The organism is Paenibacillus sp. J45TS6, assembly GCF_018403285.1.
Lineage (GTDB): Bacteria > Bacillota > Bacilli > Paenibacillales > Paenibacillaceae > Paenibacillus.
Window position 1 is genome coordinate 39,297 of sequence record NZ_BOSJ01000022.1, and the last position, 24,411, is coordinate 63,707.

The 24,411-nt window shown below is 42.1% G+C and carries 26 protein-coding genes, 1 pseudogene and 1 other annotated feature; of the genes and pseudogenes, 1 reads left to right on the plus strand and 26 read right to left on the minus strand.

Annotation, left to right across the window (positions count from 1 at the left end; genetic code table 11):
• Positions 1–35: 35 nt before the first annotated feature.
• The 17 genes from rplL to KJS58_RS22065 all read right to left on the minus strand — a co-directional run bounded on the left by rplL (position 36) and on the right by KJS58_RS22065 (position 13,033).
• The gene (gene rplL / locus KJS58_RS21985) at positions 36–401 is read right to left on the minus strand and encodes a 50S ribosomal protein L7/L12 (RefSeq protein WP_160036598.1); all 366 of its coding nucleotides are present in this window, start codon (positions 399–401) and stop codon (positions 36–38) included.
• A gap of 55 nt (positions 402–456) precedes the next feature.
• Positions 457–963 (minus strand): 50S ribosomal protein L10, encoded by a 507-nt coding sequence (gene rplJ, locus KJS58_RS21990; protein WP_249717793.1) that lies wholly within the window; start codon positions 961–963, stop codon positions 457–459.
• 161 nt (positions 964–1,124) lie between these two features.
• Positions 1,125–1,275, minus strand: a sequence feature (ribosomal protein L10 leader region).
• 72 nt (positions 1,276–1,347) lie between these two features.
• A complete protein-coding gene (gene rplA, locus KJS58_RS21995; RefSeq protein ID WP_160036597.1) occupies positions 1,348–2,040 on the minus strand; it encodes a 50S ribosomal protein L1 in 693 nt (230 codons plus the stop codon).
• Between the two features lie 82 nt (positions 2,041–2,122).
• Positions 2,123–2,548, minus strand: coding sequence for a 50S ribosomal protein L11 (gene rplK / locus KJS58_RS22000; RefSeq protein ID WP_213535602.1), 426 nt, complete (start codon positions 2,546–2,548; stop codon positions 2,123–2,125).
• 72 nt (positions 2,549–2,620) lie between these two features.
• Positions 2,621–3,154 (minus strand): transcription termination/antitermination protein NusG, encoded by a 534-nt coding sequence (nusG, locus tag KJS58_RS22005; protein WP_213535603.1) that lies wholly within the window; start codon positions 3,152–3,154, stop codon positions 2,621–2,623.
• Positions 3,155–3,176: 22 nt separating this feature from the next.
• Positions 3,177–3,368 (minus strand): preprotein translocase subunit SecE, encoded by a 192-nt coding sequence (secE, locus tag KJS58_RS22010; RefSeq protein ID WP_160036594.1) that lies wholly within the window; start codon positions 3,366–3,368, stop codon positions 3,177–3,179.
• Between the two features lie 21 nt (positions 3,369–3,389).
• A complete protein-coding gene (gene rpmG / locus KJS58_RS22015) occupies positions 3,390–3,539 on the minus strand; it encodes a 50S ribosomal protein L33 (protein WP_072735843.1) in 150 nt (49 codons plus the stop codon).
• 414 nt (positions 3,540–3,953) lie between these two features.
• The gene (gene sigH, locus KJS58_RS22020) at positions 3,954–4,598 is read right to left on the minus strand and encodes an RNA polymerase sporulation sigma factor SigH (RefSeq protein WP_213535604.1); all 645 of its coding nucleotides are present in this window, start codon (positions 4,596–4,598) and stop codon (positions 3,954–3,956) included.
• A 171-nt stretch (positions 4,599–4,769) separates the two neighbouring features.
• Complete coding sequence (locus tag KJS58_RS22025) at positions 4,770–5,294, minus strand: NYN domain-containing protein (RefSeq protein ID WP_213535605.1); 525 nt, start codon at positions 5,292–5,294, stop codon at positions 4,770–4,772.
• A 13-nt stretch (positions 5,295–5,307) separates the two neighbouring features.
• Positions 5,308–6,048: a 23S rRNA (guanosine(2251)-2'-O)-methyltransferase RlmB gene (rlmB, locus tag KJS58_RS22030; RefSeq protein WP_213535606.1), complete on the minus strand. Its 741-nt coding sequence runs from the start codon at positions 6,046–6,048 to the stop codon at positions 5,308–5,310.
• A gap of 75 nt (positions 6,049–6,123) precedes the next feature.
• Positions 6,124–6,603, minus strand: coding sequence for a Mini-ribonuclease 3 (locus tag KJS58_RS22035; RefSeq protein WP_249717791.1), 480 nt, complete (start codon positions 6,601–6,603; stop codon positions 6,124–6,126).
• Positions 6,600–7,997: a cysteine--tRNA ligase gene (cysS, locus tag KJS58_RS22040; RefSeq protein WP_213535608.1), complete on the minus strand. Its 1,398-nt coding sequence runs from the start codon at positions 7,995–7,997 to the stop codon at positions 6,600–6,602. Before cysS ends, KJS58_RS22035 begins: the two co-directional genes overlap by 4 nt.
• 46 nt (positions 7,998–8,043) lie before the next feature.
• Positions 8,044–8,727, minus strand: a complete 684-nt coding sequence (gene cysE / locus KJS58_RS22045) for a serine O-acetyltransferase (RefSeq protein WP_213535609.1) — start codon at positions 8,725–8,727, stop codon at positions 8,044–8,046.
• A gap of 484 nt (positions 8,728–9,211) precedes the next feature.
• Entirely contained in the window at positions 9,212–10,666 is a 1,455-nt protein-coding gene (gene gltX / locus KJS58_RS22050) for a glutamate--tRNA ligase (protein WP_213535610.1), read from the minus strand.
• Between the two features lie 24 nt (positions 10,667–10,690).
• On the minus strand, positions 10,691–11,179 hold the full coding sequence (gene ispF / locus KJS58_RS22055) for a 2-C-methyl-D-erythritol 2,4-cyclodiphosphate synthase (RefSeq protein ID WP_213535611.1): 489 nt from the start codon (positions 11,177–11,179) through the stop codon (positions 10,691–10,693).
• Positions 11,176–11,871, minus strand: a complete 696-nt coding sequence (ispD, locus tag KJS58_RS22060; RefSeq protein ID WP_213535612.1) for a 2-C-methyl-D-erythritol 4-phosphate cytidylyltransferase — start codon at positions 11,869–11,871, stop codon at positions 11,176–11,178. Before ispD ends, ispF begins: the two co-directional genes overlap by 4 nt.
• A gap of 73 nt (positions 11,872–11,944) precedes the next feature.
• On the minus strand, positions 11,945–13,033 hold the full coding sequence (locus KJS58_RS22065; RefSeq protein ID WP_213535613.1) for a PIN/TRAM domain-containing protein: 1,089 nt from the start codon (positions 13,031–13,033) through the stop codon (positions 11,945–11,947).
• A 191-nt stretch (positions 13,034–13,224) separates the two neighbouring features.
• Here KJS58_RS22065 and KJS58_RS22070 point away from each other — a divergent pair, with 191 nt between their 5' ends.
• Positions 13,225–13,620 (plus strand): nucleoside triphosphate pyrophosphohydrolase family protein, encoded by a 396-nt coding sequence (locus tag KJS58_RS22070; RefSeq protein WP_191804476.1) that lies wholly within the window; start codon positions 13,225–13,227, stop codon positions 13,618–13,620.
• Positions 13,621–13,764: 144 nt separating this feature from the next.
• Here the strand turns inward: KJS58_RS22070 and pssA are convergent, their stop codons facing one another.
• From pssA to tnpA, 9 genes and pseudogenes are all read right to left on the minus strand, one after another.
• On the minus strand, positions 13,765–14,490 hold the full coding sequence (gene pssA, locus KJS58_RS22075; RefSeq protein WP_213535614.1) for a CDP-diacylglycerol--serine O-phosphatidyltransferase: 726 nt from the start codon (positions 14,488–14,490) through the stop codon (positions 13,765–13,767).
• Between the two features lie 66 nt (positions 14,491–14,556).
• The gene (gene disA / locus KJS58_RS22080) at positions 14,557–15,633 is read right to left on the minus strand and encodes a DNA integrity scanning diadenylate cyclase DisA (RefSeq protein WP_191804472.1); all 1,077 of its coding nucleotides are present in this window, start codon (positions 15,631–15,633) and stop codon (positions 14,557–14,559) included.
• A gap of 14 nt (positions 15,634–15,647) precedes the next feature.
• Entirely contained in the window at positions 15,648–17,015 is a 1,368-nt protein-coding gene (gene radA / locus KJS58_RS22085; protein ID WP_160036580.1) for a DNA repair protein RadA, read from the minus strand.
• Between the two features lie 204 nt (positions 17,016–17,219).
• Positions 17,220–19,664 carry an ATP-dependent protease ATP-binding subunit ClpC gene (gene clpC / locus KJS58_RS22090; RefSeq protein ID WP_213535615.1) on the minus strand — a complete coding sequence of 815 codons (2,445 nt, stop codon included), beginning with the start codon at positions 19,662–19,664 and terminating at the stop codon, positions 17,220–17,222.
• Positions 19,665–19,865: 201 nt separating this feature from the next.
• Positions 19,866–20,933, minus strand: a complete 1,068-nt coding sequence (gene mcsB / locus KJS58_RS22095) for a protein arginine kinase (protein ID WP_213535616.1) — start codon at positions 20,931–20,933, stop codon at positions 19,866–19,868.
• Between the two features lie 29 nt (positions 20,934–20,962).
• Positions 20,963–21,484, minus strand: a complete 522-nt coding sequence (gene mcsA / locus KJS58_RS22100; protein WP_191804464.1) for a protein-arginine kinase activator protein McsA — start codon at positions 21,482–21,484, stop codon at positions 20,963–20,965.
• Between the two features lie 53 nt (positions 21,485–21,537).
• Positions 21,538–21,999, minus strand: coding sequence for a CtsR family transcriptional regulator (locus tag KJS58_RS22105; protein WP_160036576.1), 462 nt, complete (start codon positions 21,997–21,999; stop codon positions 21,538–21,540).
• 407 nt (positions 22,000–22,406) lie between these two features.
• Positions 22,407–23,582 (minus strand): GNAT family N-acetyltransferase, encoded by a 1,176-nt coding sequence (locus KJS58_RS22110; RefSeq protein ID WP_213535617.1) that lies wholly within the window; start codon positions 23,580–23,582, stop codon positions 22,407–22,409.
• A 315-nt stretch (positions 23,583–23,897) separates the two neighbouring features.
• A pseudogene (gene tnpA / locus KJS58_RS22115) lies at positions 23,898–24,372 on the minus strand (IS200/IS605 family transposase).
• Between the last annotated feature and the right edge of the window lie 39 nt (positions 24,373–24,411).

Here is a 24,411-nt window from a genome sequence, read left to right on the forward strand (position 1 = left end):
GTTAATTTTCCTATTCACTTAAATAGTGAAATGGACTATTTCAATTCAACAGAAGCGCCAACTTCTTCAAGTTTAGCTTTAACTGTTTCAGCTTCTTCTTTGCTTACTTTTTCTTTCAAAGCTTTAGGAGCGTTGTCTACTACTTCTTTAGCTTCTTTCAAGCCAAGACCAGTGATTTCGCGAACTGCTTTGATTACGTTGATTTTGGAAGCACCAGCAGATGTAAGGATTACATCAAATTCTGTTTGCTCAGCAGCTTCAGCACCGCCAGCAGCGCCACCCATAACAGCTACAGGAGCTGCAGCAGTTACGCCAAATTCTTCTTCGATTGCTTTAACAAGATCGTTCAGTTCCAATACAGTCATACCTTTGATTGCTTCCAAGATTTGCTCTTTACTCATGGTTGAACCTCCATTATTTTAATTAGTATTTTATATAGCTTGTTTATTCAAAAAATTAAGCGCCTTGCTCTTCTTTTTGTTCGCCAACTGCTTTAACCGCAAGGGCGAAGTTGCGTACAGGTGCTTGAAGCACGCTGAGGAGCATAGAAAGAAGACCTTCGCGTGAAGGAAGCTCTGCAAGTGCTTGAACTTCTTCAACACTAACTACACGACCTTCAACTACCCCACCTTTAATTTTCAAAGCTTCGTTTTTCTTAGCGAAGTCATTCAAAATTTTGGCTGGAGCAACAACATCATCAGTACTGAATGCAATTGCAGTAGGGCCAGTAAGAACTTCATCAAGCTCAGACAGCTCAGCAGCCGCAGTTGCACGGCGAAGCAATGTGTTTTTCAGTACTTGGAATTCGATTCCCGCATCACGAAGCTGTTTACGCAGCTCAGTTACTTGGGAAACGTTTAGACCACGATAGTCAGCTACAACAGTAGTTGCGCTTTCGCGCAATTTAGCTGTTACTACATCAACCGCTTCTTGTTTTGCTTGGATCACTTTTGCGTTTGCCAAATTGTACACCTCCTGATAGATTTCTTGCAGATCAGCCAAAAGACTGTCCTGCATCCAGCGCCTTCTCCATCATTGAAAGATCAGGGCTGTAAAAACCGCTTATTCGCGGAAGATTTTCCGTAAGATTCACGAATCGGGAAGCATTACGATTCCCGATTCATTTATCCATAAGAAAAGCCTCCGTAGAATCACGAAGGCTTGATAAAGTCATATTGAGCAAAACACTCAAATGATACGTTCTATCATCACACCTCGGTAGGAAATTAAGCTTGTTACAGCACCTACTGTCTACGGTAAGCATATTCGAATTTAATGGTCAGTCACAAGGACTAAACAACTTTATCAGAATAACAGATTCAGATGACATAAGTCAACTGGAATTTATTACTTGAAAGAAGCTGTGTTCACGCGCGCACCAGGTCCCATTGTAGAGGACATGCTGATGTTTTTCAGGTAAACACCTTTTGCAGCAGCTGGTTTTGCACGGTTAAGTGCTTCAACCAAAGCTTTCAGGTTTTCATTCAACTGCTCAGCAGTGAAAGAAGCTTTACCGATTGGCGCATGAATTTGTCCCGCACGATCCAGACGATACTCGATTTTACCAGCCTTAATTTCTTGAACAGCTTTAGTAACATCAAAAGTAACCGTACCAGCTTTCGGGTTAGGCATAAGACCTTTACCACCGAGCAGACGACCCAATTTACCTACTTCACTCATCATGTCAGGTGTAGCTACGCAGACATCAAACTCGAACCAACCTTGTTGGATTTTTGTGATCATATCTTGATCTCCAACGTAGTCTGCTCCAGCTGCTTCCGCCTCTTTCGCTTTTTCACCTTTTGCAAATACCAATACGCGTTGTGTTTTACCTGTACCATGTGGCAAGACAACAACACCACGAACGGCTTGGTCTTGTTTACGAGGGTCTACGCCCAAACGTACTGCAACTTCGATTGTTTCGTCGAATTTAGCAGTAGCTGCCTTTTTGACAAGCTCTACAGCTTCCAAAGGCTCGTAGCTTGCTTCGCTGTCAATCAGCTTAGCAGCTTCAACATATTTCTTACCATGTTTAGCCATGTTTTTTTCCTCCTTTGTGGTTTTAGCGGATATACCTCCCACAACACAGGCTGCGAATCAGCCTGTGCACGAACACTTGTAATTAGTCTTCGATGGTGATACCCATGCTGCGAGCAGTACCCTCTACCATGCGCATTGCGGACTCAACGTTCGCAGCGTTTAGGTCAGGCATTTTTTGCTCAGCAATTTGACGAACAACGTCACGTTTTACAGTTGCGACTTTTTTCGTGTTCGGCTCACCGGATCCTTTTTCAAGTTTAGCAGCTACTTTAAGCAATACTGCTGCCGGTGGAGTTTTAGTGATGAATGTGAAAGAACGATCTTCAAACACCGTAATTTCAACTGGAATGATCAAACCTGCTTGATCAGCAGTACGAGCATTAAATTCTTTACAGAATGCCATGATGTTGACACCTGCTTGACCCAATGCTGGACCTACTGGTGGTGCCGGGTTTGCTTTACCTGCAGGAATTTGCAGTTTTACCATTTTAATTACCTTTTTGGCCATGTAAGACACCTCCTTGCATCAATAGTGGTTAGCGAGCATGTAGCCCTCCCACAGAAACCATTAGCTTGCGCTCTATAATTTTTCCACTTGATCGTAATCGAGCTCAAGCGGGGTTTCCCGTCCAAACATGTTGACGTGAACTTTCAACTTACTCTTCTCAGCCAATATTTCTTCCACGGAGCCCACAAAATTCGCAAAAGGACCAACTTTAATTCGTACGGATTCCTTAATATCGAATTCAATCTTCGGTTTTGGCTCCACAACACCCATATGCTTCAGAATCTGTTCAACTTCATCCGGCAATAGTGGCGTGGGCTTCGAACCAGATCCTGTTGATCCAACAAAACCAGTAACTCCCGGAGTGTTGCGAACAACATACCAAGAATCATCAGTTTGAACCATCTCAACAAGGACATATCCGGGGTAAATTTTACGCATAACGGTTTTTTTCTTACCGTCTTTATTTACCACTTCTTCTTCCATTGGAACAAGAACACGGAATATTTTGTCCTCCATGCCCATGGACTCTACGCGTTTTTCCAAATTGGCTTTGACTTTGTTCTCATACCCTGAATAGGTATGAACGACATACCATCTTTTTTCCATATCAAGCCACCTGGGACCCTTCTTAAATTATCGCTTCAATCACAGCGGAAATACCGATGTCAAGCACCCAAAAATAAAGCGTAATAACAATAACCGTCCCCAAAACAATAAGGGTGTAGTTAGTTAACTCTTTACGATTAGGCCAGCGAACCTTTTTGAGCTCTGCCCAGCTTTCTGAGAAAAAGGAAAACAGAGACTTGAAACTACGTTTCACGCCGACTACACCTCCAAATAACTATCTGGTTTCGCGATGAGAAGTCTGCTCGTTACAAAACTTGCAAAATTTCTTCATCTCCATGCGGTCGGGGTGATTACGCTTGTTTTTAGTCGTTGTGTAATTTCTTTGTTTGCAATTAGTACAAGCCAAAGTAATAATTACCCGCATGATGTGCACCTCCCGAAGACATCCGAACATTATCAGAGTCTCTAAATTGGTTCCTAAAAAAAATAGCGCGAATTTAGGCCTACCTAAAACACTTTATCACAAGGGTATATTCATGTCAATCGAAGAATAGGCTTTAATCTCTGCCTAAAATACCCTTTTCTAGAGTTTCTTACTTCAAGTCTAACTTTTTCTCAGAAAGCTGTTCTTGACACCTCTTGCATATCAGACAGAAAAATGAATGAAATAGAATATATACATCCAATATCTCATGGTCGATAGCTTGGATCGAGCGTACAATCGAAAACGTCAATGTTTATCAGTATGAATCAATCCGCTTTTTTTAAACGCTCTTCCTCTTCTCCAACAAAAAAAGACTCGATCTAGTCTGAGTCCTTCTTCAGAAAACGAGTTAATCTAATTATCTCTTACTTCTAGATATTTCTCAAGTTTTCGTTTTACACGCTGCAATGCATTATCGATCGATTTCACATGACGATTAAGATCCACAGCTATTTCCTGGTAGGATCTTCCGTCCAGGTATAACATAAGCACTTTGCGTTCCAGGTCACTTAGAATCTCAGACATTTTGTCTTCTAATCCAGTAAATTCTTCCTGGTTAATAACAAGTTCTTCCGGATCACTTACTTGTGTGCCACAAATAACATCCATCAAAGTGCGGTCAGATTCTTCATCATAGATCGGTTTATCCAGAGAAATATACGAATTCAGTGGTATATGCTTCTGACGAGTCGCTGTTTTTATAGCCGTAATGATCTGCCTCGTTATACATAACTCAGCAAATGCTTTAAATGATGCCAGCTTGTCCCCTCTGAAATCACGTATCGCTTTGTACAGCCCAATCATTCCTTCTTGAATGATATCTTCTCTATCAGCACCAATTAAAAAGTAAGATCTTGCTTTGGCTCGTACAAAATTACGATACTTGTTGATCAAGTATTCTAGTGCCTCACTGTCGTTGTTATGAACGGCTTGGACAATATCCTCATCACTTAGATAATCAAACTTGGACAACATGATATCTTTGAGGTCAACACTCACTAACAATCCCTCCGGCTGCAACGCAAGGACCCCGTTACCTATCAAAATATAGCCCAAGTATATATGAACATACCTTCCAACGTCAACCACACTTCGCCTAAAAAAGAAAAGAATGATATAAATGTCAAGAGATTCATAATTCTATTGTTATACAAAATGGTAGATTTGATCTCAATCTCTTCTCCATTTTTCGAACATTTTGCGCACTTCGGGTGACAATTTCGAGTCTATTGTGTTTTTGGTTGATTTCTTCTGGTAATCATCTTTTATCTTTCGCCCAAGTTCCTTATCATTCTGTTCCAGCTCGATATAAAGTTCCCGGGCGGATAGACGGAGCGCACCTTGACCAAAAATAACATGCTGCTCCACCATATCACTTGTAGCCACATAGATCTGACGTCTCCGAGAACTAAGCTCACCTACAAGCCTTTCAATACACTCGTCAGCCGTCTCTTTTTCTTTAGTGAAATGCACCTGCACTTTACTCTCTGTGAAAGATTTACCTAAACCTGGCACTCTATAAGCATCAAAAATTACAATCACTCTTATCCCCGAAAAACCCTGGTAATCGGCCAGCCGTACCAACAGCTTGTCCCGTGCATCCTGCAAATCGGTTCGGGCAAGGGCAGAGAGTTCTTTCCAAGCCCCTATCATGTTATAACCGTCCACGAGAAGCACATCACGGGTATCCTTCATTTTCAGCTAATCCTTATGACTTCCGGGATCTAAGCACTTCGTACATCACTACGCCTGCGGCAACAGAAGCATTCAGGGAGTTGATCTGGCCAGCCATTGGTAACTTCAAAAGAACATCACATTTTTCACGTATAAGCCTTCCCATACCTTTTCCTTCATTGCCGATTACGATAGCGACAGGTCCCGTAAATACACCGTTTCCGAAAACAGACTCTGTTGCTTGCAAGTCGGTTCCCACAACCCATACACCCGCTTCTTTCAGTTCATCAATGGTTTGTGCCAAATTACTTACTCTTGCTACAGGAACATACTCAGCTGCACCGGCAGAAGTTTTAGAAACAGTTGCTGTCACCTGAGCCGAGCGACGTTTCGGAACAATCACGCCATGAGCTCCCGTGCAGTCCGCAGTTCGTAAAATAGAACCTAGATTGTGGGGATCCTCAATCTCATCTAGCAAAACAAGAAAAGGATCTTCTCCTTTATCTCGCGCAGCAGCGAGTAGATCTTCCACATGTGCATATTCATAGGGAGCAGCCTGTGCCACAACACCTTGATGCTGTATGCCAGGAACCATTTGCTCTAACTTACGCTTGTCTACCTGTTGAATAATCACGCCCGCTTTTTTCGCCTCAGCATAGATCGGCAAGGTAAGATGCTTTTGTGCTTGCTCAGCAATCCATATTTTGTTTATCGTTCTTCCGGAACGCAGCGCCTCTATAACCGAGTGCTTACCGGCAATCCATTCTTCTTCCATTTCTCTATATCCTCCTAGCTTCGATACATCATACTTTGACTGTTTAGAAGCTCTATATTTCGTTATAATCGATTATTACTTTTGTGCTTTTCCTTCTTTTTTGGCTTGCTCCATTCTCTGAATGCCAAGAACAATAAGTTCACGGAGTCTTTCTTGATATCCACTCGTGTATAAATACCCGATCAGACATTCAAAAGCGGTAGCGTGTCTATATTCCAAAACATCTGCATTTTTCGGAACACTGGATTTGGCATTTCTACCTTGCCTCACAATATCCGCTTCGGCAGGTAACAATTCTTCCTCAATATACGACAAAATCCTGCTTTGTGCTTTCGCAGATACAAAACTTGTCGCATTTTGATGAAGATGATTGGGACGCAGATTAGATTTTGACAGCAAATATTGTCTGACAGCGACCTCATAAACCGCATCACCTATGTAGGCAAGAGCAATCGGGGGAATAAGTTCCGGCTTACGGGAAGGAGGGTAGGGAAATAACCACCCTTTCTCCCCTTCGCCTCCGTCATAATTCTTCAGTTGTTGGTTCTCACTCATTTGCGCCGCCATCTTACACCTTGTGGTGTATCTTCGATAACAATCCCCATATCTGCCAGCTCATCTCGAATCTCATCAGAACGAGCCCAATCCTTTGCCTTACGAGCTTCCGCACGCTCTTGAATCAGCTTCTCTATATCGGCATGAAGTTCATCTTGCTCTTCGGTATACACGCGAAGTACCGCATTCATTTCCTCAAACAATGCAAGCATTGCTTCAAGTTCAGCACGGTTAACTACTTCTGCCTGAAGAAGCATATTCGCTTCATTTACCCATTCGAAAACGGCAGTAATCGCATCTGGTGTATTAAAATCATCCTGCATTTTTTCGTGAAATTGATCACGAATTTCTGCGATTTTCGCCTCACGATCTTGCGGAATCGCTTCGTTAACTGTGACTGTACTCAGACGGTGTTTCATATTATTAACCGCATTGGCGATCCGATCCACACTATTTTCGGCCTGTTCCATAATATCTTCACTGAAATTAAGTGGATTCCGATAATGTGTCGAAAGCATGAAATATCGAATCGCTTCTCTTCTGTATTGCTCACGCAAATCTTTTACAAGAATACCGTTACCGAGTGATTTCGACATTTTCTCGTTATCAATACGGATAAAGCCGTTATGCATCCAGTAATTTGCGAGAGGTTTTCCTGTTAACACTTCGGATTGTGCTACTTCACATTCATGATGCGGGAATTGCAAATCTTGTCCTCCGCCGTGAATATCCAGTGTATCCCCCAAGATGTTACGGGCCATTGCAGAGCATTCAATATGCCAGCCTGGACGACCTTTCCCCCACGGACTATCCCAGAAAATTTCTCCTGGTTTTGCCGCTTTCCACAAAACAAAATCTTGCGGATGTTCTTTACGCTCATCGACTCCAATTCGAATTCCAAACTGAAGTTCATCCAGATTCTGTTTGGACAACTTACCGTAATCCGGGAATTTGTGAGTACGGTAATACACATCGCCGCCTTTTTCATAAGCGACCCCTTCATCCTCAAGTTGCTTAATAAAATCAATGATCAAATTCATATTCTCGGTTACACGAGGATTATGTGTTGCTCTCGGGATCCCTAGACCATCTAGATCTTCGTAGTAGGCTTGAATAAAACGATCCGCTACTTCCGGTACCGTCGTGCCAAGCTGGTCTGCTTTCTTAATCAATTTATCATCCACGTCGGTGAAGTTTACGACATAATTCACCTCATTACCAATCACCTCAAGGTAACTGCGAACAACGTCGAAAAAAATCATCGGTCTTGCATTACCAATATGAATATAATCATACACAGTCGGTCCGCAGACGTACATTTTCACTTTCCCTGGTTCCTGAGGAACAAAGGTATCTTTATGCCTTGTGAGCGTATTATAAATTTGAAGCGTCATCAGTCACATTCCTTTCGATCTTTTCCATCATTATATTGTACCACGTTTACGCTTTGTTACCACGAACCACCGGTTCTTTTTCAAGGCAGTCCTGCTCTTGCAGAGATTTCAGCTTTTTCAGCTCTTCCCGCAGTTCATAGATCTCAAGCTGGAGTTCTCGCATGGAGTCAATAACAGGGTCAGGAAGCTGCTGACTTAAACGATCGATTCGTTTGCCATCCTGTTTTACTACTCGTCCTGGTATCCCTACCACTGTGCTATTTGGAGGAATTTCTTTCAGGACAACTGAATTGGCACCAATGTTACTGTAATCTCCTACTTTAAATGAACCAAGCACTTTAGATCCAGATGAAATTACGACATTATTCCCGATCGTCGGATGTCGTTTTCCTTTTTCTTTGCCTGTTCCCCCTAAAGTTACCCCCTGATAGATAACAACATCATCACCAATCTCGCAAGTCTCTCCGATCACCACGCCCATGCCATGATCTATAAAAAGCCTTTCTCCTATCGTAGCACCGGGGTGTATTTCAATCCCTGTCGTAAAACGACTCGCTTGAGAAATGGTTCTCGCCAAGGTAAACCATCCTCTTCGGTAAAAACGGTGAGCCAGTCGGTGAGCCCAGATCGCATGTAAGCCGGAATACGTAAAGATGACCTCAAACCAGCTTCTAGCTGCGGGATCGTTATCAAATACTGCCTGAATATCCGATTTCAATTTTCTAAACATGTCTGTTCCCCTCTTTGGCACCAAGCACCGTCTTAATTTCGAATTGCTTGCAGGTCTATGAAAAAAACGCCTCCGCAGCCCATATAGGCTGCAGAGGCGTCATAAGTCCGCGGTTCCACTCTGCTTAGTTATGTTCTTCATGAGTCCTATGACTAAGGAAGAACATAACTATCTTTGAACGTCCGATAACGAGGACGACACGTCGCTACCTACCTGCCGTGCCTTGTTTATTGCATACAAGGGGCCAGGTTCGGAAGCGCAGCTCCCAGGCGCATTTCGATCGGCAGATTGTGAGATAACTTCCAGCCTCGAAGGCCCCGGGGCCTTACCTGGTTATCTTCTCTGGTTCACAACCACACCGCCTACTTCTCCTGATCACAGCTATTGAATAATCGTTACATTATTATTTCTTATATCTTAACGAAAAGAACTCATACTGACAAGAACAAGAAACATTCGTTTTGATTACTTTATTACTCTTGTTCTACAATCGTGCATTCAAACGAGAAAGAACCTTTTCACGACCTAGCAAATAAATGGTCTTGTTCAAATCCCGTCCATGCGTCTGACCCGTTAGAGCCACACGAATTGGCATAAAGAGTTGTTTCCCTTTAAAGCCTGTTTCTTTCTGAACCTCTTTAATAAGTGCAGCCATACGGGACGCTGAAAAGTCTTCCTCTACTGCTACTTTATCAGCAAAAGCACGAAGAACAACAGGAACTTGTTCCTCCTCCAGGATTGCAGCAGCATCGCCTTCATATTCCACTTCTTCTTTGAAGAACAAAGCAGATAATTCAACGATATCCGAGGCAGCCGTCATTTGCTCTTGATAGAGAGCTACTAATTCCTTGGCCCAGCTTTCTTGTTCTGGACTAAGTTCAGCAGGCAAGCGTTCTGCTATTTGCAAATGAGGGATGGCAAGTTTAGCAATCCGATCCGTGTCCGCATTTTTGATATACGTATTATTTAAATGAGCCAGTTTGTTTGTATCAAACACAGCCGGGGATTTCGAAAGACGGCTTGGATCAAAGATCTTAATCAGCTCATCTTTGCTGTAAATCTCCTCTTCACCTTCTGGGGACCAGCCTAATAAGGAGATGAAGTTAAACATCGCTTCCGGCAAGTATCCCAGTTTGTCGTACTGCTCAATAAATTGGATGATAGACTCATCCCGCTTACTGAGTTTTTTGTGATTCTCATTCACGATCAGTGTCATATGACCAAAGATCGGAGGTTCCCATCCAAGAGCTTCGTAAATCATGAGCTGTCTTGGTGTATTCGAGATATGATCTTCACCACGCAGAACATGAGAGATCTTCATTAAATAATCATCTACTACAACTGCAAAGTTATACGTAGGAATTCCATCTTTTTTGACAATAACAAAGTCGCCGGACTCTTTTGAATTAAAAGAGATCGTTCCTTTTACCATATCATCAAAAGTATAAACCTTCTCATCCGGTACACGGAAACGCACGCTTGGCACACGGCCTTCTGCTTCAAATGCCTTACGCTGTTCTTCCGTTAAATTCCGATGTTTACCAGAATAGCGCGGAGTTTCTCCACGGGCTGTTTGCTCTTCTCTCTCCTGCTCGAGTTCTTCCTCCGTACAGTAGCAGAAGTAAGCAAGACCACGGTCAATAAGATCCTGCCAGTATTTACGGTAAATATCGAGACGCTCCGTTTGACGGTAAGGACCGTATTCTCCCGGTACATCTACACTTTCATCCCAGTCCATACCGAGCCATTTCAGGTACTTGAGCTGACTTTCTTCTCCACCCTCCACGTTCCGTTTCACATCGGTATCTTCGATACGAATAATAAATTTTCCACCTTGGTTTCTAGCATACAAATAATTAAAAAGCGCCGTTCTGGCATTCCCAATATGTAAATGACCTGTTGGGCTTGGCGCGTAACGCACGCGGACTTCCGTGCTCATAATATCCCCTCCGAATTGTTTATCTCAAGATGATAGCACAGGTTGGATCAGGCAGACAACCGATTGCGCGGCGATTCCTTCTCCTCGTCCTGCAAAACCTAACTGTTCTGTTGTCGTTGCTTTTACATTCACTTGCGATACCTCAGCATGCAGTGCCTTAGCGATAATCTCCGCCATTTGCGGAATATAAGGAGCCATTTTGGGCTTTTGTGCAATAATAGTAGAATCAATATTTCCAAGCTTATAACCGCGTTCTTCTGCAAGTTCCCATACTCGCTCCAGCAACTTCAAGCTGTCAGCATCCTTAAATACAGGATCCGTATCAGGAAAATGTTTACCGATATCCCCCAAGCCTAGTGCGCCGAGGATTGCATCGCTGATCGCATGCAGTAATACATCGGCATCAGAATGACCAATTAAGCCTTTTTCATAAGGAATCGTTACACCGCCGATAATACATGGCCTGCCTTCCACCAACTGATGGACATCAAAACCTTGTCCTACTCGAATCATTGTTCTCTCTCCCCTTTTTGCATAAATGCAGCATAATCTAGATCTTCCGGTGTGGTAATCTTGATATTGGTATAACTGCCCTCTACAATCTTAACCTGTCTTCCCAGACGTTCAACCAGCATAGCATCATCTGTTCCTGCAAAACCTGATTCTATCGCCAGTTTATGCGCCTCTATTACATCCGAAAGACGAAAAGCCTGTGGGGTTTGAATGCTCCACAGACTGCTCCGATCGGGGGTCGCAGTTATCATTCCATCTGTACTTACCTGCTTAATGGTATCTTTGACAGGAACAGCAAGCACTGCAGCTCCAAATTGTTCTGCCGCCTTCATACATGCTTCAATGTGATCTGGCTGGACAAAAGGACGAACGCCATCGTGGATAAGTACATAATCCGTCTCAAGCTTCTGAAGACCCGCATAAACCGAATCTTGTCGTTCCTTCCCTCCTGCAACAACGAAAGTACGATGGTCACGAAGTCCAGATTGCTCAATCCATTCTTCACACCGTTTTACATCGGGCGCACCAGTTACCACAATGATATCTTTAATCATAGGTATGCGGTTAAACACTTCAAGTGTATGTATAAAAATGGGCTTGTCTTGCAGCAGCAGAAACTGTTTGCTCTCACTTGTCTTCATTCGTGAGCCTCTTCCTGCTGCGACAATGACTGCCCCCCATGATTTCGTCATGTACATTAACCCCTGCCTTGTCCGTCATCTGTCAGTATCCAGTGCATGGACACTTACTCTCCATCATAACGCTTTATTGCGCTTTTTCCAACAGTTTCGGCTTGGCAAAAATCATTCGTCCGGCAGAAGTCTGCAGTACACTCGTCACCAGGACTTCCATCATTGTACCGATATACTCGCGTCCGCCTTCAACGACAATCATCGTACCATCATCTAAGTAGGCTACACCTTGACCGTGTTCTTTTCCATCTTTAATAATCTGAACCATAATTTCCTCACCAGGAAGTACAACAGGCTTCACTGCATTAGCAAGATCATTGATATTAAGAACAGAAACACCTTGAAGTTCACATACTTTATTAAGATTAAAATCGTTCGTCACTACTTTTCCTTGCAGGACTTTCGCCAGTTTCACAAGCTTGCTATCTACCTCGGAGATTTCTTCAAAATCCCCCTCATAGATCAGGACTTTAATCTCCAGTTCTTTCTGGATTTTATTCAAAATGTCGAGCCCTCGGCGTCCCCGATTTCTTTTTAGAAGATCAGAGGAATCCGCAATATGCTGCAGCTCTTCGAGTACAAATTCAGGAATTACAATGGTCCCTTCAATAAACCCAGTTTTACAAATATCAGCGATCCGGCCATCGATAATCACACTCGTATCGAGAATTTTATGTTCTTCAATGCGCCTCTCCTCATTCACTGTACCTGTATTCCATCTTCCTGAAGTCCAGAACGAGCCTAAATCTTCTTTTTTGGCAAGACCAACCCGAAGCCCCATATAACCGAATACGAGCATAAGCGCCACTTGAAGTAAGTCCCCCGGTCTGCCAAGCCAGTTAAGCGAAGGATAAAGAAGTAACGAGAACAATAAACCTATACCAAGCCCCAGTGCTCCTGCTGCAAGTTCGCCCATCGGAACCCGTGCGAGTTTAGAGACCCCTTCTTCTACCCGTAGATCAAGAAGCGATCCAAGCATCCTACTTAACAGAACAAAGAATACAGCACCAATTAACATAAATAATGTTAATGCCAAACCTACTCTGAATGTACTTGTCCCCTCACTTAACCAAGGGATCGTTTGTCCTACTGAATAATAAAGCGCATAACCAGACCATGCTCCGCAAAGCCCCGTGAATATAAAAATAAGCTTTCTCCACACGTCCCTACACCTCCTTAATTGCTTTTCTTTATCCAGTATGAACCAATTTTTTAGGTCCTAATCGTGGTAAGAAGGTATTTTTAACGGTAATTCTATGATTGTTTTTTCTCTATTATGTAAATGATGGTTGAAAATGGTTTGTCTACTGACTTATAATAAGTTCAACTGATAACCCGAGGTGAAAATAAAATATGAGCGCATCAAGTTTGCAAACTTTTCAGAACCAAGTATCCGAACTGTTGCTCCGCCACCGAAGTCTAATTGACGTTTTGTCCAAGAATGGACAAGCGGATGCTTCTGTTAACCGGGCTGTTTCTAAAGCCATTACAGACTGTGGTTGTATTGAACTCCATGCGACCAAGCAATCTTACGCTCATAATGGCGATCTAGAAGATGCCAAATCTTCGGTACAGACACATGTACATGGTGATCTGTGTGACCAGTGCAAAGAAGTCATCAGCTCAGAACTTGGACGTAATCTGTTCTACATGTCAGCACTATGCAACCTGCTTAATATTCAGTTAGAAGAAGTGCTTGAAAATGAAGCCAAAAAGTGTTCTACACTAGGTATCTTCAACCTCTCCTAATCTCAGAAACCGCTTTTAATCATCACACAGACAATCAATTGACTCAAAGAGTGAATATAAAAAATTAAAAAAGCATTTATCTCTCCATACTAGGAAAGGTAAATGCTTTTTCTTATGATCATTTATTATGATTTCTATTTAAGCCTAAAGAGAAGTTTCATCTCTTTCTCTTTTCTTTTTCTTCTTGCGACTTCGGGCCAGAATAAGATCAATATTATGCGTCATACCATATATGGCATAAAGCACAAGAGGTATAAATACAAACATAGATAGTTGCTCTGAGAATAGTACCGCAAGTGCAATAGAAAAAAGAACAACGATCGGAGCAATCCATACTGCTTTTTTAGGAAGACCCACTTTTTTCAGGTTAGGATATTTAAGCGAACTAATCATCAAATAAGCAAGCAATAAAGTTGCAATCATCATGAATGGAGCAGAAATGTCTTTACTGAATAAAGACAATGTCGCAAGTACACCGCCCGCAGCAGGAATAGGAAGCCCTGTAAAGTACCCAGGAATCCCAGGCCGTACATTAAAGCGAGCCAGCCTCAAGGCCCCGCATATCGGGAACAGACACGTTACAATCCAAGCGAGAGCGATAGGAGCCTCCTGAAATGAAACGCTATACATTATATAAGCCGGCGCAGCTCCAAAAGAGATCATATCCGATAAGGAATCAAGCTCTTTACCAAAATCACTCTGAGCATTTAAAGCTCTAGCAATTCGACCATCCAGTCCATCCATCAGCATCGCTACAACAACCATAATCGCTGCTAAACTGTAACGACCCTCGGATGCCAGCAGAATGGCAATCATTCCGAGAGATAGATTACCTAAGGTAAACAAGTTCGGAATTGATTTTGTTATCATCACGTCACCTCGTAAGTGTAACTGTACAATTTTCTTCTAAATTTAAAGCTAACCAGCTTTACAACTCTACATTTGTCGATCAATAAACATCTGCTCTTGCAGACGCTTCAAGCCATCCTTGATCGTTCGAGCGCGAACTTCACCAATACCGTCCACTTCATCAAGCTCCTCAATCGTAGCCATAATTACATGTGGTAATCTTTCAAATTCTTCAACTAAATTATGAATAATGACATTAGGCAATCTTGGAATTTTGCTTAAAACTCGGTATCCTCTTGGAGCTACTGATTCTTCAGAAGCAGCCGCAGCAGCACCATATCCGAGAAGCCGGCCAATATGATGGGTATCAAGCAACTCATCATCTGTAGATCGTTTTAAGCCGTTAATAATGTCTTTGATCTTCTCATCACTGTTATCTTTGGCATAATCCTTATACAAAAGCCAAGCTTCCTCTTCTGTATTCGCAACAAGTTCTTCCATCTGCATGTTAATCAGGCGTCCTTCATTGCCCAGTTCATTGATATAGCGTTTAATTTCCATCTTGATTCTCAGCACCATTTCCACGCGCTGTATTACGTTGATTACTTCAGGAATCGTAACCAATTCTTCAAACTCGGATGCACTCAGATTTGTGAGTGATTGGTTTAAGACTGCTTTATATTTTTCCAAAGTTTGAATCGCTTGATTGGCTTTTGTTAAAATAACTCCGATTTCCTTCAATGCATAACGCAGCGTTCCTTGGTAAAGAGTGATGATATTCCGTCTTTGCGAAATGGAAACAACCAGTTTTCCCGTCTGTTTTGCTACACGTTCTGCCGTACGGTGACGAATACCTGTTTCGGATGAAGAAATGGAGGAATCGGGAATTAACTGCGTATTTGCATACAATATCCGTTTCAAATCTTCACTTAGGATGATCGCTCCATCCATCTTGGCAAGTTCATATAAATAGTTCGGTGAAAAATCGCAATTAATCGAAAATCCACCATCCACTACTTCCATGACTTCTGGACTGTAGCCGACAACAATCAATGCACCCGTTTTTGCACGCAGGACATTTTCAAGTCCTTCACGAAAAGGCGTTCCGGGTGCAACCAAACGTAACAACTCATTCATTTTATCCAGTTGGCTCGATTCTTTCATCTATTCAATGCCCCCTAATCTAAAGCAGCCGCTAGTGCATCTCCGACCGTATTAATACCGATCAGTTCTATTCCAACAGGATGCTTCCACCCCTTTAAGCTCTTCTCTGGCATAATTACCCGTTTAAACCCAAGTTTTTGCGCTTCTTTGGCTCTTTGTTCCGCTCTTGAAACGCCGCGCACTTCTCCAGTCAAGCCTACTTCTCCAAATATGACATCATAGGGTTTGGTTGGCAAATCGCGAAAACTGGAGGCGATACTTACTGCCATGGCCAAATCGGTTGCGGGTTCATCCAGTTTCACTCCCCCAGCTACATTTAGATAAGCATCTTGATTCTGGAGGAACATTCCTTGTCGCTTCTCAAGGACTGCAATGATCAGTGCCATACGGTTATAATCAACGCCGGTAGCCATTCGCCTAGGTGACGGGAATTGTGTAGCCGAGATCAGTGCCTGAAGTTCGACAAGCATGGGACGCGTTCCTTCCATACTCGCTACAACGGTGGAACCTGCCACTCCTAGCGGTCGCTCAGATAAGAACATTTCTGATGGATTAGCCACTTCCCTTAAGCCTGATTCTCCCATCTCGAAAATCCCGATTTCATTCGTCGAACCAAAACGATTCTTTACCGCACGAAGCAAACGATACGTATGATGACGCTCTCCTTCAAAATAAAGCACACAATCCACCATATGTTCCAGCATTCGAGGACCTGCAATAGAACCCTCTTTAGTAACATGCCCTACCAGAACCGTTGCAATGCCTAACCCTTTCGCAATCCGCATAAACCGTGATGTACATTCTCTCACCTGTGCAACACTTCCGGGAGCACTTGTTATTTCCGGTAAAAAAACGGTCTGAATTGAATCAATTACCAGAAAATGAGGGTCAACCTGACTTACCGCCTCTTCGATCCGTTCCATATTGGTTTCGCTAAGAACATATAGATCAGGAGACAATGCTTCAAGCCGATCGGCTCTCAGTTTGGTTTGTCTAACGGATTCCTCACCCGAAATATACAAGACACGCAGCCCTGAAGCTGTCATGGCATGAGATGTCTGGAGCAAGAGCGTTGATTTACCAATACCCGGATCCCCACCAACAAGAATCAACGAACCTGGTACTACTCCTCCGCCAAGAACTCGATTCAGTTCCTGAATGCCAGTTAGAATACGCGGTTCTTGGTCACTTTCTATATTTATGATAGGAAGCGGTTTTTCTTTACTATCAAAAAGGGAAGAATTCCTCCCCTGTGTCTTCACAATACTTTCGGTTTCCTCTACCATGGAATTCCATGACTGGCAACCTGGACATTTACCGTACCATTTTGGCGATTCATAACCGCATTCTGTACAGTAAAACTTTGTTTTTACTTTAGCCACTTCACTTCTCCTCATTTAACTTTTCTTAAACTATAAGTATAAATTTTATATACCGAATTTACCAATAAAGGATTTATCAAAAGTTTAACATTGAATGCATTTTAACGTAAAGCTTAATCACAAACTTTACATCACAGGGAATCATTCTTTTCACTAAAAATAAAAAATGCCCCCTAAAAAGTTAGGGGGCATAACCATCAATAATTAAGAATTAGTTGGCACATTGCTTTTTTTCGTAACAGCGAGCGCACCATCTTTTTCATCAATGAGAAGGACATCTCCTTTTGTAATTGAACCTGTTAGGAGTTCTTCAGAGAGACGATCTTCAATGTGCTTTTGAATTGCCCGGCGAAGCGGTCTAGCACCGTAGGCTGGATCAAATCCTTCTTTTGCTAAGAAGGATTTTGCCTTATCCGTAAGTTCGAAATCAACATCATATTCACGCAGACGTTTACGAAGTTCCTCAGACATAAGAGTAACAATTTCTCCAATATGTTTCTCTTCAAGAGAATGGAAGACAATAACTTCGTCAATCCGGTTTAGGAATTCAGGACGGAAGCTCTTCTTGAGCTCTTCCATCACTTTTCCTTTCATGTTAGTATACTCCGCACCTGCATCTGCAACTGCAGTAAATCCTAGCGTAGAATTACGTCTGATTGCATCTGCACCCACATTAGAAGTCAGGATAATGAGGGTATTACGGAAATCTACAACGCGACCTTTTGAGTCAGTCAAACGTCCATCTTCAAGCACTTGAAGCAAGATATTGAATACTTCTGGGTGAGCTTTTTCGATCTCATCCAAAAGAACGACAGAATACGGTTTACGACGAACTTTTTCAGTCAGCTGACCGCCTTCTTCGTATCCTACATATCCTGGAGGCGCTCCTACCAATCGAGAAGTAGCGTGTTTCTCCATGTATTCGGACATGTCGATCCGGATTACCGCGTTTTCATCGCCAAACATCGCTTCGGCAAGCGCACGAGCAAGTTCTGTTTTACCTACCCCTGTAGGTCCGAGGAAGATAAATGAACCCATAGGACGTTTTGGATCTTTTAGGCCTGCACGTGCCCGGCGAATCGCACGACTGACAGCTACAACCGCTTCGTCTTGGCCGATTACACGTTGATGAAGAATAGATTCCATATTTAACAAACGATCTGTTTCTTCTTGTTTCAGCTTGCTAACAGGGATTCCTGTCCAGCTTGCTACCACTTGAGCGATGTCTTCTGGAGTTACTTCTGAATCAGTACGACCTTGTTTTTCTTTCCACTGATTTTTAGTTATATCCAGTTCTTCACGAATTTTCTGTTCTGTATCACGCAGCGCTGCTGCTTTCTCGAATTCTTGACTTTGAACCGCAGAATCTTTTTCTTTACGGATATCATCAAGACGATTTTCCAACTGTTTGAGATTAGGCGGTACGGTATAAGAATTCAATCTTACTTTAGAACCCGCTTCATCAATAAGGTCAATCGCTTTATCTGGCAGGAATCGATCTGTAATATAACGGTCAGACAGTTTTACTGCTTGTTCAATTGCCTCATCCGTAATTTTTACACGGTGATGGGCTTCATAACGATCTCTGAGTCCATGCAAGATTTGAATGGCTTCATCAACCGATGGCTGATCAACAGTAATTGGCTGGAAACGACGTTCAAGAGCAGCATCTTTTTCAATATATTTACGATACTCATCAAGCGTAGTAGCACCAATACACTGTAGTTCTCCACGGGCAAGGGCAGGTTTTAAAATGTTAGAAGCATCGATTGCTCCTTCTGCTCCGCCTGCACCAATAAGAGTGTGCAGCTCATCAATAAAGAGAATGATATTTCCTGCTTGACGAATCTCATCCATAATTTTTTTGAGTCGATCCTCAAACTCACCGCGATACTTCGTTCCAGCAACTACAGAACCCATATCTAGTGTCATAACACGTTTATCACGAAGCGTTTCAGGTATTTCATTCGCAATAATCTTCTGAGCAAGGCCTTCTGCAATCGCTGTTTTACCAACCCCTGGTTCACCAATTAGAACCGGGTTGTTTTTAGTGCGTCGACTAAGCACTTGAATAACACGCTCAATCTCTTTACTACGGCCGATCACCGGATCAAGATTGCTCTCTCTCGCAGTAGCTGTTAGATCTCTTGCCAGACTATCCAGTGTAGGAGTGCTTACATTGGCTTGTGTTCCGTTATGACTGGATACTGCTTCACTGCTTCCTAGCAGTTGCAAGACTTGTTGACGAGCCTTATTAAGGCTAATACCCAGGTTGTTCAGCACACGGGCTGCTACACCTTCACCTTCACGAATCAAGCCAAGCAAAATATGTTCGGTTCCCACATAAGTATGGCCCAGCTTACGAGCCTCATCCATGGAAAGCTCAATTACTTTTTTCGCACGCGGCGTATATGCAATATTGGTAGGTTGCTCTTGGCCACGGCCAATGAGCGTTTCTACCTCATCCTGTATTTTTTCAAGACCAAGGCCAAGGCCGATGAGAGCTTTTGCAGCAATACCTTCACCTTCACGAATCAGGCCGAGCAAAATATGTTCGGTACCGATGTTATTATGACCTAAACGAACTGCTTCTTCCTGAGCTAAAGCGAGAACTTTTTGAGCTCGTTCCGTAAATCTTCCAAACATCATATTCCTTGCACCTCCATAAGTTTAAAAAATAATTCCCTTATCTATATATCTAGGCTATTCTAATGATTGCCCAGCCGACACAATGTCGGTAAATCCCATAACTCTCGTTCTTGTGAGACAAGAAAGTAAGGTGTGGGTTATTACTTCATATAAGAACATAGTAGTTCATAACGAGCTTACACTATGCCATACATACCATGCCTACTGATTTTCTCTTTGGAAAGATTCCCTTATTAACTGCGCTCGGTACATATCTCTTTCTCCTGATTCGAGCGTTCTCCCGAATTTCTTCTGAAGAAAACCTGGCTGGATCAGAACATTGAGTTCATTCATTTCAACTATTGTTTTTTCCCTAATTAGATCTAAATCAATGCCGAGCCGAACATCAGATATGCGCTGAGCTGCTTCTTTCGAGTCCATCAGATATGCATGAGATAAAATACCATATGATCTCATTACTCGATCCGCAATACGAAGTTTAGAATCGGTCATGAGTCTTTCTCTAGCGTTACGCTCGTGACCAATAATCTGCAGAACAACACTATATAAATTATCGATAATCTCAGCTTCAGTTTGTCCTAATGTAATTTGATTCGATATTTGAAACAGATTTCCTGTCGCTTCACTGCCCTCACCGTAAATTCCTCTTACAGCAAGACCTACTTGGGATACAGCAGTGAGTACCCTGCCTATCTGTTTTGTCATCACAAGAGCCGGTAAATGCATCATTACGGAAGCCCGAACTCCAGTCCCTACATTGGTTGGACAACTGGTTAGATATCCTCTGCGATCATCGAAAGAATAATCGATATGGGCTTCAAAAACATCATCTATGGCTGAAGCACGTTTCCACGCTTCTTGAACCTGAAAACCAGGGTATAAACATTGAATGCGCAAATGATCCTCTTCGTTCACCATAATACTAATGGATTCATCTTCACTAAGAATAACCGCACCATTTCTTGATTCATTTGCCAAGTTCGGACTAATGAGATGTTTTTCGACTAGTATTTCTTGGTCAAGATCAGATAGTTCATTCAGATTTAGGACATGGAAACTGCCAAACTGATGAATATCATCAAATTGAAGGACTTCCGTTACCTTATCGAGTACCGCTCTCGATTGCTGGTCGGTTGCCAACATAGGAAATGGAAAACTCTGCACGTTCCGTGCCACTCTTACCCGGCTGCTAATGACAATTTCTGAATCAGCTGCGCTACTACGCATCCATTCACTAAGTGGTTTATCGGTAAACCGGATATCTGACATAGTGCATACCTCCTGCTCTTTACCAAACTTTACTCTTCTGCAATTTCTCTTTCCAGTTCACGAATCTGGTCACGTAATTCAGCAGCAGACTCGAATTCCTGTAGATTAATTTGTTCTTGAAGTTCTTTTTTGAGTTCATCCACTCTTCTTCTTAAATGAATCTTTCCTCCTGCTCGTACAGGAACTTTCCCCACATGAGTTGTATTTCCATGTACGCGCTTTAAGAGAGGATCTAAACGATTAGAAAAGTACTTATAGCATGAACTGCAACCAAATCGATTGAGCTTGCTAAACTGCTGTATCGTCATCCCGCATTCCTTACACTGAAGTGTTTCGGGAGCAGGAGCACCAGCCGTTTTGTATTTCCCAGATTCAAAATCCATAAGGCCTGAAAGGAGTCCATGGATTGAGAACCCATTAGAGATACCGGATAGATGATCTCCTTTTTCTCGTGCGCAGCTTTCACAAATATGGAATTCCGTCTTCTCGCCATTCACAATCTTCGTAAAATGAAGAGTAGCCGGACGTTCATTGCATTCTTGACAAAGCATACCGCATACCTCCTTTATTCGTTCCTAACGGATAAAAACAAGGGCATTCCTACCTACTTACCGAGGAGCGAAATTAACATTGCCTTTAACATCCGAGCGCGGATTTGATCACGATAGGGAAGCTTTATAAATAATACTTCTCTGGACATCGCAGCTTTGATTAAAGCAGCCTCCCGGCTATTAAGAAATTTAGCTTCTTCCAACTGGTAGATAAGACCTTCTGCAGAAGCCTGATTGATTTCATCCCCAATATGCTGATGGAAATGCCCTCCGAGCACAGAGTGTGCAGGGAGTTCTACTCGCTGTATCCGTATATATCCACCACCACCGCGCTTACTCTCTACAAGGTAACCTTTTTCAAGAGTAAAACGAGTACTAATTACATAATTAATCTGGGATGGCACACAGGAGAATTTATCTGCTAGATCATTTCTCTGAATTTCAATCATTCCATCAGAGCTATCCTGCAAAATATTTTTCAGATATTGTTCGATAATATCAGAAATATTACGCATCCTCATCCCCCACTGTATAAAACCGGTAAGCTAATCAATTGCATCCATTCAAATTCATCAGGAAGAGGCAGCTCCAATAAATTACCCATCTTGCTTAGCCTGCGAACCTCTTTGGCTTAAATGAATGCTCTCTTTTATATACAACCACTTAAAATCTCTAATTGAATCTTCTATGTGTCATATATAAATGAGCCTAAATTAACTTACTACATAATAATATTGTATAACCAACAATTTAAATCTGATCTTAGTTGACTTTGACTTTCTTTGACTTTGTATCCATTATAACATACTGTACAGAAATCTCAAGTAAGATCCCCTTCTCATTTTTCACTTATTTCCTTAAATTATTCGCTCTAACAAAAAAACTCTCCTGACAGAAGGCAGAAGAGCAGTTCTTATATTTATTAGAAAAAGTCCATTAATAGGGTTTGTGCTTTCGGAATAAGGTTTTCAAGTTCTTTTGCTTTTTGCGGTTTCCCTTTTAGCTTCTTTATATGAAACAATTGCTCCGGACGCTTATATCCCAGAAAAAGAGCAGTCCAAACTTGAATATCTGCTATTAAATCTGGTTGAATCTCTTCTTTTTCTCCCATTACCTTTATAACCTTAGCTTGTCCTTGGCCATCATTGGATATACTCCACAGTCCGGCATTCCATGGAGCCGCTGTATCTTCAATCTGGATCGTTAATTCTGATTTATTTCCAACCTCAAACGTATACTGCTGCAAAAAAGACTCTATATCCACAATTCGTCCCATAAAATATGGAATCGTTTCTTGGGTTACCCGCGGATCTGGGAGCATATACGGTAGATTATCATCAGCTGGAACCATGGTTAACTTCACTTGTTCAATTCGAGAATCGTGATTCGAGAAGAAAGTCCAAAGTGCTCCCCGTGCTTCTTCATTCAAATAAACAAATTCATTACATACAAGCATTTTATCTTTTAGTTCATATAACACATAGCCTTGTGGCTCTCCATCATGAGAATAATAGACAGCACTATGTTTAGTGTTATCTAAGACCGAATACTTCCACCATTCTTCATCTCGAACAAGAGTGCCATGATAGCTGCTTGCAAAAGACTGATACAATTTATTCAGCGTAGAGATATCCTTAATATCCCTTACTACCTTACCTGGGTACTCTATTTTAGGAGGAAACTGTTTTGAGGAAATAAGGTAAGTTTTATATTCTGCATATAGCTCCCAACCATACTTACGATAGAATGGAATAGAAAATGGATGTAGAAATGATAGAATTTGCCCTTCTTCTTTCATTATATTAAGCGCTTGACTAAGTAGTTTAGAGACATGCCCTTTACGGCGATTCTCTGGCCAGGTTGCCACGCCTGCAATTCCGCCCATAGGCAGTACTTTTCCTTGCAAGTATACTTCAAAAGGTAGAATAGTTAGTTTAGCTTGCAATTGTTCCTCTTCAAAGATACCCCAAAATTGTTCAGGCTTAAACCTCACTTTTCTTTCTTCTTTTTGTTCCGGTGTTAATGTATATTGAAAGGCATATTCTGATAAGCTAACACTTTGCTCGTATTCCTCTGCATTTAATTGTCTGATTTCCATTCGCTCACCTCTTTTAATGAATGTATACCTCATATTTCCTTTTATATGTATCTTATTCTGAGTGTCTCAGAGCGCCTTATAAAAGTCAATCACGATCCCATGGGTTAAAGCACTGAATATATTAAAAGATTATATTAGAATCTATGCATTTCATGAATAAAATAAGTCCAGACAATCAGGACCACCCGTAAAACGGGTGGTTTGTACTTGGGGTATAACCCCTTGTCACCAAACTGCGCCTAAAGACGCTAGCCTGACCATAAATCTGTTCAGGCTCAGTGTTATTTGTCACTTTCACTTACCAGTTAAACTGGTTTATTTCTTTTTTGTTCTGTTGCCGATGAATGGATCTTCATACTCTTTTACACTCAGCTTATCCACTGCTTGGTCATGTGCTTCTTGTTCTCGAATGTATTTTCGTACCGTCGCTTCATTTAAGCCCACCGTACTCACATAATATCCTTCTGCCCAGAATTTTCGATTCCCGTATTTGTATTTTAGTTGGGCATGTTTCTCAAAGATCATTAGAGAACTTTTACCTTTTAGATAGCCCATGAATGATGAGACTGCAATTTTGGGTGGGATTGCTACCAACATGTGCTCATGGTCTGGCATCATGTGGCCTTCTATGATTTCTACTCCTTTGTACTTACATAAACGTTTGAATATTTCAATTAGATCTTTTCTTACTTGATTATAGATTCTCTTTCCGTCTATACTTCGGGGTGAATACAATGTGGTATTTGCACATCCACTTTGTGTGAGCTAGGCTGTAGCTCTTGTTTGCCATCTAAGACCATTCCTTTCTTTGAGCCTGAACATCTCAATT